This is a genomic window from Pseudomonas sp. Marseille-P9899, from assembly GCF_903166565.1.
GTDB lineage: Bacteria > Pseudomonadota > Gammaproteobacteria > Pseudomonadales > Pseudomonadaceae > Aquipseudomonas > Aquipseudomonas huaxiensis.
Window position 1 is genome coordinate 1,171,500 of sequence record NZ_CAESCG010000001.1, and the last position, 12,484, is coordinate 1,183,983.

A 12,484-nucleotide genomic window follows, 5' to 3' on the forward strand; every position below is an offset into this window, starting at 1 on the left:
AAAAAAGGACATTCCTGATGCGTGTTCCCTTTTTCCGCACGGCGCTTGCCGCAGCCGTCGGCATGACCGCTTCGCTGGCCGTCGTCTCGGTCCAGGCAGCGTCCAGCGATCCTGCGCGCCCCAACATCCTGCTGGTGGTCGCCGATGACATGGGCTACGCCGACCTCGGCAGTTTCGGTAGCGAGATCGAGACGCCGAACCTCGATTCCCTGGCCGCCTCGGGCGTGCAACTGACCAATTTCCAGGCTATGCCAGCCTGTTCGCCGACCCGTGCCGCGTTGCTGACCGGCGCCGACCCGCACCAGGTCGGGCTGGGCAACATGGCCGAAGAGACCGCGCCCAATCAGGAAGGCAAGAAAGGCTACGAGGGTTACCTCAACGACCGCGCGGTGACCATCGCCTCGCTGCTGCGCGACGCGGGCTACGACACCTACCTGACCGGCAAATGGCACCTGGGCAAGACTGAACAGACCGGCCCGGACCAGCGCGGTTTCGAGCATTCCTTCAGCCTGCTCAGCGGCGGCGCCAGCCACTATCCCGACATGAAGCCGGCCTATGCGCCGACCCCGGACGCGAAGGCGCCTTACGCCCAGGACGGCAAGCGCCTGGACGCACTGCCCGCTGATTTCAGCTATTCCAGCCAGTACTACGCCGACAGGATGATCCGCTACATTGCCGCAGACAAAGACAGCGGCCGGCCGTTCTTCGGCATGCTGGCCTTCACCGCGCCGCACTGGCCGCTGCAGGCGCCCGACGCGGCCATCGCCAAATACCACGGTCGCTACGACACCGGCTACGACGCACTGCTCGAAGCCCGGCTGAACAAGCAGAAAGCCCTCGGCCTGGTGCCGCAGGACGCCGAACCCGCCGCGCGCTCGCCAAAAGGTCGTGCCTGGGACAGCCTCAGCCCCGAAGAACGCCAGCGCGAGGCGCGGGCGATGGAGATCTACGCGGCGATGGTCGACCAGATGGACGCCAACACGGGCCGGGTGTTCGACTACCTGCGTCAGAACGGTCTGTACGACAACACCGTGGTGATCTTCATCTCCGACAACGGTGCCGAAGGCCACGACCTCGACGAGACCTGGCCGGCGGACCAGTTCCCGGAAATCCGCAAGGTGATCGACGAGACCAACGACTTCAGCTACGCCCACATGGGCAAGCCGGGTTCCTACACCTTCCTTGGCCCGAACTGGTCGCGGGTGTCCGCGCCGACCCTGAGCCTGTTCAAGGGCTTTCCGACCGAGGGTGGCACGCGTACGGCCGGGATCATCCGCATTCCGGGGGCCGATCCGCAGGGGAAAAAGCTCGATCAACTGGTCAGCGTCAAGGACTTTGCGCCGACCCTGCTGGAGCTGGCGGGGGTGAAGCATCCGGGGCAGCAGTACAAGGGGCGCGAGGTGGTGCCCATGACCGGCACCTCGATCATCCCGCTGCTCAAGGGCGAGAAAGGCGCCGAGCGTACCCAGGGCGGCGAACTGTTCGGCAAGCGCTTCGTGCGCAAGGGCGACTGGAAACTGGTACACATGCCCAAACCGTGGGGCACGGGCGACTGGCAGTTGTTCAACCTGCAGTCGGACATGGCCGAGCGGCATGACCTGAGTGCCAAGGAACCAGGGAAAGTGGCGGAACTGAAAAAGGTCTGGGACCAGTATGCGCAGGAGAACCATGTGATCCTGCCGGACCACGTTAGCGGCTACTGATCCCTCGCTGCGGTTCGGGGCCCCGAACCGCAGCGATCTCAGCAAAGCGCTCCCCAAGACAGAGAACAACAATGCCTTTGCGTGCACACCTGCACTGCCTGACCCTGCTATTGATCCTCGCGTCCCCCTTCGGCGCGGCCGACCCGCGCCCGCCGGGTGAACACCTCTCCGACGGCTACGTCGCCCAGGCACGCTGCACCGCCTGTCATCAACCCGAGGCCAGCGCCTGGGCCAACTCCCATCACAGTTGGTCGCTGCGCGAGGCCAACAGCGCCAACGTGCTCGGCGACTTCAACGACACCACCTTCAGCGACGCCGACGGCATCCGCATGCGCTTTTTCAAGCGCGGCGAGCGCTTCTTCGTCAATGCCGAGGGCGAAGACGGCAAACCCGCGGATTTCGCCATTGCCTACACCTTCGGCTTCGATCCGCTCCAGCAATACCTGATCGAGCGCCCCGGCGGCCGCCTGCCAAGCCTCACCGTCGCCTGGGACAGCCGGCCCCGGGACAAAGGCGGGCAACGCTGGTTTTCGCTACATCCCGGACAGCGTTTCACCCCGGATGACGCGCTGCACTGGACCGGCCGCTACCAGAACTGGAACGCCATGTGCGCCGACTGCCATTCCGGTAACCTGCGCAAAGGCTACGACCCGGTCAGCGACACCTTCCAGACCACCTGGAGCGAAATGGCGGTGGGTTGCCAGAGCTGCCATGGTCCTGGCCAGCGCCATCTTGACTGGGCCGAACAGCATCAGGACAAACCGTCGCCCGCCATGAGCCCGGCGCAAATGGGCCTGGCGGTGGACCTCCATAGCACCGAACCAGGCTATCTGGTCGAGCAGTGCGCCCGCTGCCATAGCCGGCGTCAGCCGCTGGGCAATGGCAGCCAGCCGGGCAAACCGCTGCTCGACGCCATGCGTCCGGCGGTGTTGTCCGACGGGCTCTACCATGCCGACGGACAGATCCTCGACGAAGTCTTCGAATATGGCTCCTTCACCCAGAGCAAGATGTTCACCAAGGGTGTGACCTGCAGCAACTGCCACGAGCCGCATTCCACGACGCTGCGCGCCGAGGGCAACGACCTGTGCAAGGCCTGCCACAACCCGGCGGGCAACCCGCGCTTCCCCAGCCTGGTCAAGCAGGACTACGACAACCCGCAGCACCACCATCATTCACCGGGAACGCCGGGTGCGCAGTGCGTCAGTTGCCACATGCCGACCCGCACCTATATGGGCGTGGACGCGCGTCGCGACCATGCCTTGCGCATTCCGCGCCCCGACCTCGACGGCACGACCGGCGCCCCGGACGCCTGCACCGCCTGCCACCAGGACAAGCGCCCGGCATGGGCCGCCAACGCCATCGAGGGCTGGTTTGGCCAGCCGAAACGCGCGCCGCACTACGGCGAAACCTTCGCCGCCGCCCGCCGTCACGATCCCAGTGTCATCCCGCAACTGGCGAAGCTGATCGAAGACGCTGGCAAACCGGCGATTGTCCGGGCCAGCGCTGTCGAATTGGGCGCGGGTTACGGTGATGCCCTCCAGCACAGCCTGCTCGCGGCACTGGGCGACGACAGCCCGCAGGTGCGCCTGCAAGCGGCCCGCGCCCTCGAAGGGCAAGCACCGGCGCAGCGCCTGAAATACCTGCTGCCATTGCTACAGGATCCGAGCCTCGCAGTACGCGATCAGGCGGCGAGAGGTCTGGCCGACCAACGCACCACCGGCCTTGCGCAACCCGTCGCCGACCGCCTGGAAGCGCAACTGAACGACCACCTGGAGCGCCTTCGAGAAAACACCGACTTGCCCGCTGCGCGCTTGAATCTCGCGGTGTTGCAGGAACGCCTGAACCGTCCCGCCGACGCGATCGATAACTACCGTCAGGCGCTGAAGCAGGATTCGCGCTACGTCCCGGCGCGCACTGGGCTTGCGCGGCTGTTGATGGCGCAAGGACAAGTCGCCGAAACCGAGCAACTGCTACGCACTGGCCTGGAACTGCAGCCGCAACAGCCTGAGCTGGCTTATTCCCTAGGTCTTGTGCTCGGCCAGCAGGGCAAGAATGACGAAGCAATCACCTGGCTACAACGCGCCGACGGCCCGCGAGCCCAGTACAACCTGGGCTTGCTGCTGAGCCGGATGGGGCGCACGGAAGAGGCGAGGGCGGCGTTTTTGAAAGGGCTGGAGCAGGACCGGGACAATGCCGACCTGCGCTATGCGCTGGCTTACCTCAGTGCGCGGTCGGGGCTAGCCGACGAGGCATTGGGTTACTGCGAAGGTTCGCCGGACCCGCGCTGTCAGCGTTTGATCCAGGCGATCCAGGCACGCCGTCGTTGAGGAGAGCTGCGCTGCATTAAGGGTTTCGGCACGGACGCCGATATGCACTCAGGGTGCCGGTGTTCAGGTGCCTGCTCCGAAAAATCCAAGGTACGGCATGTTCGAAACCCTCGCTTCACTCCCGCTCTGGCACTACGTTCTGGTCCTGCTCAACTGTGCAGGTGTTTTCACCTGGTGCTGGGTGGTGGTGTGTCTGTTCATCCCGCGTCGGCGCAAGGATTTCCGTGTGCCACTCGGGCGCAACCTGCTCAGGCTCTACCGCCTGCTGATGAACCGTATCGGGTTCAGCCTGCTGTTGGTCGGTGGTGTCTGCCTGCCGGTCAGTGTCCTTTATCACGTGGCCAGTGGTCTGCTGATCCCAGCCTTGGATCTGGCTCCAATCAGCTTACCGGCGCTAAACCTGATCGTGTTTGCCATCGCTGTCGCCGTCCCGATACAACTGGCGCTCGGCGCGAAAGGCTGGTCATTGCCATTGGGAAGGGGGTTGATGCTTTCGATCGAGCGAGCTCCGACTCTACCGGGCATCCGTCTTTCGAGGTATGTGCTGTGTTTTCACGTCAAGCGGGACTTCTTCGAGCATCGTCGTACGGTGACAGACTTGATGGTCGACGCACTCAGGCAGTTGCGTCAGGTCAGCGATCAATACGACATCGTGCTGAAAAGCTGGATGTTCAGCGAGCGTGATGAACAGAAGGAGCGTCGGGTCGGCAAGCTCAGGATCCTCATGGGACGAATCCGCACGCTGTTCATCATGGGCCTTTTCCAGGCGCCGCTTTTGATAGTCGCGCTGTGGGATTCGGAGTCGTCCCAGGCGCTGGCCTGTGCCAAGGGGGCCGCGGTTGTCGCACTGCCCTTGGTCTGGCTGACGACTCGCTACCTGCGCTCAGCTTTACGCCTGATGCGCAGGATCAGCGTGAACGCTGGCGGCTCCATCGATTCGGCGCCAGGCGTCGCAATCGGGCTGCTGCAACGGGAAATTGCCCGGAGAGCCAAGGGCTACCGGCACAGCTTCATTGCGCCTCAGCCGATCTCGAAGGTTCATCTGGTCGGTTTGAGCCTGACCTCGTCAAGGGTAATGAAGACCTGCGGTGGCACGGAGGCGGGGCTTGTCCTCAAGCCTCTGGTCGGGCCTGTGCAGCCCGATCAGGAATGGAAGAAGCCGCGTAAACGGGCTCAACCCGCCGACGCAGTTGAAATGTCGGGCTCATGCGTCAACGGAAAATTAACCGATCGGGCGATAAAGCACTTCTGATGCGCCAGGTGATGCAGTTCGCGGGCAGTTCCCAGGTCTGAACCAGCGGCAATCACCACCCTCGGCCGCAACACCACCGAGGTGAATTGCCCGGCGCCGCTGTGTTCTTCGACCATCTCGCCTTGTGCGTCATCCTCGTAGCTGAGCACCACCACGCCGGCTTCGGCGCAGAGCCCCAGGTACCAGAGCTTGTGGCAGGCGGAGAGGGAGGCGACCAACAAGTCTTCGGGGTTCCAGCGTGCCGGGTCGCCGCGAAAGGCCGGGTCGGACGAGCCATCGATCGGCGTCTTGCCGGCGCTCTGGATCAGGTGGTCGCGGCTGTAGCCGCGGTAGCTGGAGGTCCCCGTGCCCTGGTTGCCGGTCCAGGTGACGTTAACGTCGTAACGGTGTTGTTTGTCTGTCATGGGATCCCTCCTGAATGAACGAGGTCCCGAGCCTACGCCGTGCCGCCGTCGGGCGAAACAGGCATGGGCGCCGGGCCGGGTTGCCTGTGCGCAACAAACGCCGCCAGCTTGTCTCCTTTTGGGGACATGCCCGCGCCTCGATCACGCTTAGCATGCCGTCCCATAACCACAAGAACACCGGAGACGCATTGACGATGCACAGCCCCTCGACCGAGCCGCGGCGCTCGCTGTATTTCGATTATCAGGTCTATCCCGCTTTCACCGCCGACGTGGCGGCCGGCGCCATCCGGCGCGAGGCGGTGGTAGTGGTCGGCGCCGGGCCGATCGGCCTGACCGCCGCGCTGGAGCTTGCCCGCTACGGTATTCCCTCGGTGGTGCTGGAGGCCGAGCAGCAGGTCAGCGAGGGCAGCCGCGCCATTGTGTTTACCCGTCGCTCGATGGAGATCCTGCAACAGGTCGGCGTCGCCGGGCGGGTGACCGAGGCCGGCCTCGGCTGGCGCTTCGGCAACTCGTTCTATCGCAATCAGTTGGTGTTCCGCATGGAGGCGCCGCATGACCCGGACGACCGCTTCCCGCCCATGACCAACCTGCAGCAGCCGTGCCTGGAGCACGCGTTGGTGGCGGCGGCCGAAGCCAATCCGCTGATCGAGCTGCGCTGGGGCAACAAGGTGGTCGGCCTGACCCAGGCGCCGGACCATGCCCGCCTGGAGGTGGACACCCCGGCCGGCATGTATGCGCTGGAGAGCGCCTGGGTGATCGCCGCCGACGGCGCCCGCTCCGGGTTGCGCAGCCTGCTCGGGCTGAAGCTGGAGGGCGCGGCCTATGAGGGCCGTTTCGTGATCGCCGATATCCGCATCAAGCTCGACCTGCCCACCGAGCGCCTGGCCTATTTCGATCCGCCCTGGAATCCGGGCAACACGGTGCTGATGCACCGCGAGCCAGGGGATATCTGGCGCATCGACTATCAACTGCCCGCCGATGAAACCCCGGAGCAGGCGTTGGCCCCGGCGTCCTTGCGTGAGCGCATCGACGCTCAACTTGCCTTGATGGGCGTTACAGATCGCACCTGGGAGCTGGACTGGTGCTCGGTGTATTCCGCCCGCGCCCTGACCTTGCCGGACTATCTCGCCCAGCGGGTGATTTTCACTGGCGATGCCGCGCACCTGCTGCCGATCTTCGGCGTGCGCGGGGCCAACACCGGGTTCCAGGATGTCAACGACCTCTGCTGGAAGCTGGCGTTACAGATCAAGGACCTGGCCGGGCCGCGGCTGTTGCCGTCCTACAGTCACGAACGGGTGGCGGCGGCGCGGGAGATCATCGAGGAAGCGGGCAAGAGCACGCGCTTCATGACCCCGCCCAGCACCGGCCAGCGTTTGCTGCGCGACGCGGTGCTGTCGTTGTCGCTGTCCCAGGACTTCGTGCGGCCGCTGTTTCACTGGCGCACCTCGCGGCCCCATGACTACGCCGATTCGCCGCTCAATTGCGCCAATGCTGACGACAACCTGTTCCAGCACGGCCCACGGGCCGGCGCGCCGCTGCTGAACGTGCGTCTGGGCGACGACGATTATCTGTTCGATCACTTGGGGGCGGCGTTCCACTTGCTGTATTTCACCGATGATGGGTCGATACCGCTGGAGATCCAGGCCCGGGCTGCGGCGTTGCAGGGGCAGGGCGTTCCGCTGCGGCTGATTGCGGTGGGCAGTGCGCGCCCGGTCGAGGGTGCCGATCTGACGCTGGCCGACCACGACGGTCATCTACGGCACAAATACGCTGCGCAGGCCGGTGGCGCTTATCTGGCCCGACCGGACCAGCATGTCTGCGCCCGCTGGCAATCACTGGGCGCTGACGCCCTGACCGCTGCCTTCCACGCTGCATTGGGAAACGACTGAGGACACTGTCATGGCACACCTGACCACCTTTGAGCTGGAAACCCTCTATGACCGTCTGGCCGACAGCCTGGATCAGGCGCCTGACGGGAAGCGCGAGTTGCTGTTGGTCAAGCTCGCCCTGCTGGCCGCCGAGGCCCTGGGCGATGTCGAGCGCTTCAGCGAACTGACTGTGATCGCCGGCCGCGACCTGTAGCTCGCAGGGGGGCTGGACGAGGAAGGCTATCCAGCTTGCCCGGCCGGCCTGATAGACTCGCGCTCTTCGAACCCCCGAGAGGGACATGCCATGCAGTTCTGGCCGTTGCGTACCGTGCCGCCGCCGCAGAGCCTGAATATCGGCCTGGCCGCCAGGCTGCTCGCCCGCGTGGGGCACGACTATCACCGGCAGTTGGCGGGCGACCTGTTGCAGTTGATCGGCAACGGTATTCCACTGGCCCAGTGCACGGTGTTCGCCTATGCGCCGCGCAGCAATCCACAGGTGTTTACCTTCGCTGACCGGGCCCGGGAAGTGTCGCTGCCGAAGATTTCCTCCAACTATGCCGAGCGCTTCTATAACCAGGACGGCAACCAGCAGGCCATGAGCGGCAGCGGCGGCGAGCGGATCGTGGTGCAGCGTCAGCACATCGATGACATCGGCCACGCCGAATACCGGCGTGTCTGCTACGAGCAGCCGAAGATCGCCGAGCGCCTGGCGCTGCTGACCCGCTGCGACAATGAGCGCTGGCTGTCGGTGAACTTCTACCGGGGGCGGGAACATGGCTGCTTCGGCAATCAGGAACTCGACTGCCTGGAAGCCTGGGCGCCGCTGTTGATGCAGATCGTGCGCATGCATTACCTGGCCTGGCGGCAGGTCGGCGAACTGCCGCGGGTGTTGGCCGAACGCCTGTCGACCCTGTACCCGGAACTGACCCCGCGTGACCTGGAACTGCTGCGCTTGCTGCTGACCGGCATCGACAACGACGACATCGCCCAGCGCCTGGGCGTGCGGCCGTCCAGCGCGGCGACCTATATCAAGCGGCTGTACCGCAAGCTCGGCACCGGGAGTTTGCGTGAATTGATCGGCCTGGTAACCCAGGGCTACCGGAACTGATCGCCCATCTGTACCTAGCGGGTATGACGCCATGAGCAATGGTTGATGGCGCGGGAGCTGTCCCGCGCCGGTTGATGAAATACAGGCGACCCCGGAGACGGGTTATTGCCAGCCGTAGCGCCGGGTAAACCAGCCTTTCATCGCCTGCACCACGCTGACATACCCCAGCAGAATCACCAGCAGGAACGGGAAGTATGTCCACGGCAGTGCCTGCAGCTTGAAGTAGCTGGCCAGCGGCGACATCGGTAGCAGCAAGCCAACCGCGACAATCACCAGCGTCATCACCAGCAACGGCCAGCCCGCGCGGCTGTGCATGAACGGCAGCTTGCGGGTGCGGATCAAGTGCACCACCAGCGTTTGCGACAGCAGCCCTTCGACGAACCAGCCGGACTGGAACAGGGTCTGGTGTTCCGGCGTGTTCGCGGCGAACACGAACCACATCAACCCATAGGTGAGGATGTCGAAGATCGAGCTGAGCGGCCCGAAGAACAGCATGAACCGCCCGATATCCTCGGCCTGCCAGCGCTGTGGCCGGGTCAGTTGTTCGGCATCGACGTTGTCGAAGGGGATCGCGGTCTGCGACAGGTCGTAAAGCAGGTTTTGCACCAGCAGGTGCAGCGGCAGCATCGGCAGGAACGGCAGGAACGCGCTGGCCACCAGCACGCTAAAGACGTTGCCGAAGTTGGAGCTGGCGGTCATCTTGATGTACTTGAGCATGTTGGCGAAGGTCTTGCGGCCTTCGACCACGCCTTCTTCCAGGATCATCAGGCTTTTTTCCAGCAGGATGATGTCTGCGGCCTCCTTGGCGATGTCCACCGCCGAATCCACCGAAATGCCGACGTCCGCCGCACGCAGCGCCGGTGCGTCGTTGATGCCGTCACCCATGAAACCGACCACATGACCGCGCTGGCGCAGCAGGCGGACGATGCGTTCCTTGTGCGCCGGGGTGAGGCGGGCGAACAGGTTGCCTTCGGCGGCACGGTCGCTGAGCTGGCGATCGTTGAGGGCATCGATCTCGCTGCCCAGCAACAGGCCGACGACCGGCAGGCCGACTTCACGGCAGACGCGTTGGCTGACGCGCTCGTTGTCACCGGTCAGCACTTTTACCGCCACGCCCTGTTCGGCCAGAACCCGCAGCGCGGCGGCCGTGGTTTCCTTGGGCGGATCGAGGAAGGCGATGTAGCCGGTGAGCAGCAGATCGCTTTCGTCGGCTACCCGGTATTGCTCACGTCCGCCCGGCAGTTGCTTGACCGCCACCGCGACCACCCGCAGGCCTTCGTCATTGAGCAGGGCAGTGTGTTCACGGATGCGCGCCAGCAGTTGCGCGTCCAGCGGCAGTTCCTCGTCGCCCAGGCGGACCCGCGTGCACACCGCCAGCATTTCCTCCAGCGCGCCCTTGCACACCAGGCGATGCCCATTGCCATCCTGCTCGACCACCACCGACATGCGCCGGCGCTGGAAGTCGAAAGGGATCTCGTCGACTTTGCTGAAGGCGCTGCCCAGGCGTTCTTGCCGCTGCGGGCCGGCATGTTCCAGCACGGCGACGTCCAGCAGGTTTTTCAGCCCGGTCTGGTGATGGCTGTTCAGCCAGGCATCGTCCAGCACCCCCTCGCAGGGCACGCCGAGCACATCGGTATGGCGCTCCAGAACGATGCGGTCCTGGGTCAGGGTGCCGGTCTTGTCGGTGCACAGCACGTCCATGGCGCCGAAGTTCTGGATGGCGTCCAGGCGCTTGACGATGACTTTCTTGCGCGAAAGCGCCACCGCGCCCTTGGCCAGGGTCGAGGTGACGATCATCGGCAGCATTTCCGGGGTCAGGCCAACGGCGATGGACAGCGCGAACAGCGACGCCTCCAGCCAGTCGCCCTTGGTGAAACCGTTGATCAGCAGCACCAGCGGGGTCATCACCAGCATGAAGCGGATCAGCAACCAACTGACCTTGTTGACCCCCTGCTGGAAGGCGGTGGGTTCGCGGTCGCTGCTCAGCACCCGTTCGGCGAGGTTGCCGAAGTAGGTGTGCTGGCCGGTGCCGACCACCAGGGCGCGGGCGCTGCCGCTGACCACGTTGGTGCCCATGAAACACAGGTTGTCGCATTCCAGCGGGCTGCCGACGGCGCGCCGGGCATGGGCGAATTTCTCGACCGGCAGTGATTCGCCGGTGATCGCCGCCTGGCTGATGAACAGGTCCTTGGCTTCCAGCACGCGCAGGTCGGCGGGGATCATGTCGCCCGCCGACAGCAGCACCAGATCACCGGGGAGCAGATCGCGAAACGGCACTTCCACCGCACCGCGCCGATCGACAGCCGGGTCGCCGCTGCGCAGCACGCTGGCGGTGTTGCTGACCAGCGCCTTGAGACGCTCGGCAGCACGGTTGGAGCGGGCTTCCTGGAAAAAGCGCAGGAGCGTGGAGACCAGCACCATGCTGCCGATCACCAGTGCGGCGGTGAGGTCTTCGGTGATCCAGGACACCAGGGCCAGCAGGCTGAGCAGTAGGTTGAACGGGTTGCGGTAGCACCACCACAGGTGCAGCAACGGCGAGACCGGTTTTTCCTGGTCGACCACGTTGGCCCCGACCCGGTCGCGTACGCTTTCGGCGCGGGTCGCGTCGAGGCCTTCGGGCCCGGTACCGAAGTGCTGGTAGAGGGCGGCGGACTCAAGGCCGGCGACGGTGGACAATTGCCGAATGAATTCAACCGGCAGGTTGCCGCGGGCGCTGCCATTGCGCAGCAGTTCCAGCATCGCCTGGCGGCGGAAATGCCGGCTCAGGCCGTGGTCGAAGAACGCCAGCATGCGCCGGCCGAAACGTTTGAACAGCATGATGCACTCCTGAGCGGCCGCCAGAACGCGACCACCGGATGGTGTTGTGCAGCGCAGCAATTGCCGCCGCTGCCGGTCAGGCCGGGCAGCGGCGCGAGAAAACGCGTCAGCCGCCGTCCGGCCCGGGTCTGGGTGACACGGGACTGGGGTCTGGATTCATGACTGGGCTCCGGAAGCTCCTGTTTGGGGTGGATGAGTTTGGGGTGGAGGGGGTGGCCGGCTCACTCGCCGGCCAGGTCGAACACTTGCCAGCGCACCGAGCTGACGCCTTTTTCCAGGCTGATGCGGCTGACCAGGCGTTCCAGCTGGCTGGTGGCGCCGTGATTGCCGAGCAGCTCGGCGCGCACTTCCAGCTTGGCCGGGTTGGCCTGGTCTTCGCTGTGCAGCGATTGCAGGCGCAGAGCAACGCCGTCGAGGCTGTGCAGCATCAGGCTGCGCACCTGGATTTCGTCCTCGGCGCGGCAGACGATTTCCACGCCGTAGCGCTGTTCGACTTCACTGGCGGGGACCACGTCCTGCTGGTTCAGGCGCTGGGCGATGTCGCGCAGCAGGATGTTGGCGCAGAGCACCACCAGGCAGCCGATCACCGCCTCAAGTAGCAGGCCCATGCTGCACAGCACGCCGATGGCGGCGGTGCACCAGAGGGTGGCGGCGGTGTTCAGGCCGCGGACGTTCAGACCGTCGCGCATGATCACGCCGCCACCGAGAAAGCCGATGCCGGAGACCACATAGGCGGCAATGCGTGACGCGTCGCCGCCCAGGCCCGGGACGGCCTGGGTCATCAGCACGAACAGGCAGGCGCCGGTGCTGACCAGTGCGTTGGTGCGCAGGCCGGTGAGGCGCTGGCGCAGTTGACGTTCGGCGCCGATCAGGGCACCGAGGATGAGCGCTGCGGCGGCGCGCAGCAGAAAGACTTTCCAATCCATGATTCACCTCGTTTTTCCGGCCGCAGCCGGCGGGTGCGCCAGACGAAACTGGCACGCTATTCGGGGTTATGGATTGCGC

Annotated in this window: 9 protein-coding genes; 6 read left to right on the forward strand and 3 right to left on the reverse strand. The window is 65.1% G+C overall.

Going from position 1 to position 12,484, the window contains the following annotated elements:
• The first annotated feature begins 17 nt into the window (after positions 1-17).
• From HWV67_RS05275 to HWV67_RS05285, 3 genes are all read left to right on the forward strand, one after another.
• Complete coding sequence (locus HWV67_RS05275) at positions 18-1,703, forward strand: arylsulfatase (RefSeq protein ID WP_175650238.1); 1,686 nt, start codon at positions 18-20, stop codon at positions 1,701-1,703.
• 71 nt (positions 1,704-1,774) lie between these two features.
• Positions 1,775-4,030 carry a tetratricopeptide repeat protein gene (locus HWV67_RS05280; RefSeq protein ID WP_175650239.1) on the forward strand — a complete coding sequence of 752 codons (2,256 nt, stop codon included), beginning with the start codon at positions 1,775-1,777 and terminating at the stop codon, positions 4,028-4,030.
• Positions 4,031-4,127: 97 nt separating this feature from the next.
• Positions 4,128-5,282, forward strand: coding sequence for a hypothetical protein (locus HWV67_RS05285; RefSeq protein ID WP_175650240.1), 1,155 nt, complete (start codon positions 4,128-4,130; stop codon positions 5,280-5,282).
• Here the strand turns inward: HWV67_RS05285 and HWV67_RS05290 are convergent.
• Entirely contained in the window at positions 5,204-5,686 is a 483-nt protein-coding gene (locus HWV67_RS05290; protein WP_175650241.1) for an OsmC family protein, read from the reverse strand. The two genes, HWV67_RS05285 and HWV67_RS05290, sit on opposite strands and share 79 nt — an antisense overlap.
• 194 nt (positions 5,687-5,880) lie before the next feature.
• Here HWV67_RS05290 and HWV67_RS05295 point away from each other — a divergent pair, with 194 nt between their 5' ends.
• The 3 genes from HWV67_RS05295 to HWV67_RS05305 all read left to right on the forward strand — a co-directional run bounded on the left by HWV67_RS05295 (position 5,881) and on the right by HWV67_RS05305 (position 8,662).
• The gene (locus HWV67_RS05295; protein WP_175650242.1) at positions 5,881-7,575 is read left to right on the forward strand and encodes an FAD-dependent monooxygenase; all 1,695 of its coding nucleotides are present in this window, start codon (positions 5,881-5,883) and stop codon (positions 7,573-7,575) included.
• Positions 7,576-7,585: 10 nt separating this feature from the next.
• The gene (locus HWV67_RS05300; protein ID WP_110972364.1) at positions 7,586-7,768 is read left to right on the forward strand and encodes a DUF2783 domain-containing protein; all 183 of its coding nucleotides are present in this window, start codon (positions 7,586-7,588) and stop codon (positions 7,766-7,768) included.
• Positions 7,769-7,858: 90 nt separating this feature from the next.
• The gene (locus HWV67_RS05305; RefSeq protein ID WP_175650243.1) at positions 7,859-8,662 is read left to right on the forward strand and encodes a helix-turn-helix transcriptional regulator; all 804 of its coding nucleotides are present in this window, start codon (positions 7,859-7,861) and stop codon (positions 8,660-8,662) included.
• A gap of 102 nt (positions 8,663-8,764) precedes the next feature.
• Here HWV67_RS05305 and mgtA read toward each other — a convergent pair whose 3' ends face one another.
• Together mgtA and HWV67_RS05315 are read right to left on the reverse strand one after the other, a co-directional pair.
• The gene (gene mgtA / locus HWV67_RS05310) at positions 8,765-11,479 is read right to left on the reverse strand and encodes a magnesium-translocating P-type ATPase (protein ID WP_175650244.1); all 2,715 of its coding nucleotides are present in this window, start codon (positions 11,477-11,479) and stop codon (positions 8,765-8,767) included.
• 221 nt (positions 11,480-11,700) lie between these two features.
• Positions 11,701-12,405 carry an MgtC/SapB family protein gene (locus tag HWV67_RS05315; protein WP_110972361.1) on the reverse strand — a complete coding sequence of 235 codons (705 nt, stop codon included), beginning with the start codon at positions 12,403-12,405 and terminating at the stop codon, positions 11,701-11,703.
• Positions 12,406-12,484: the final 79 nt, after the last annotated feature.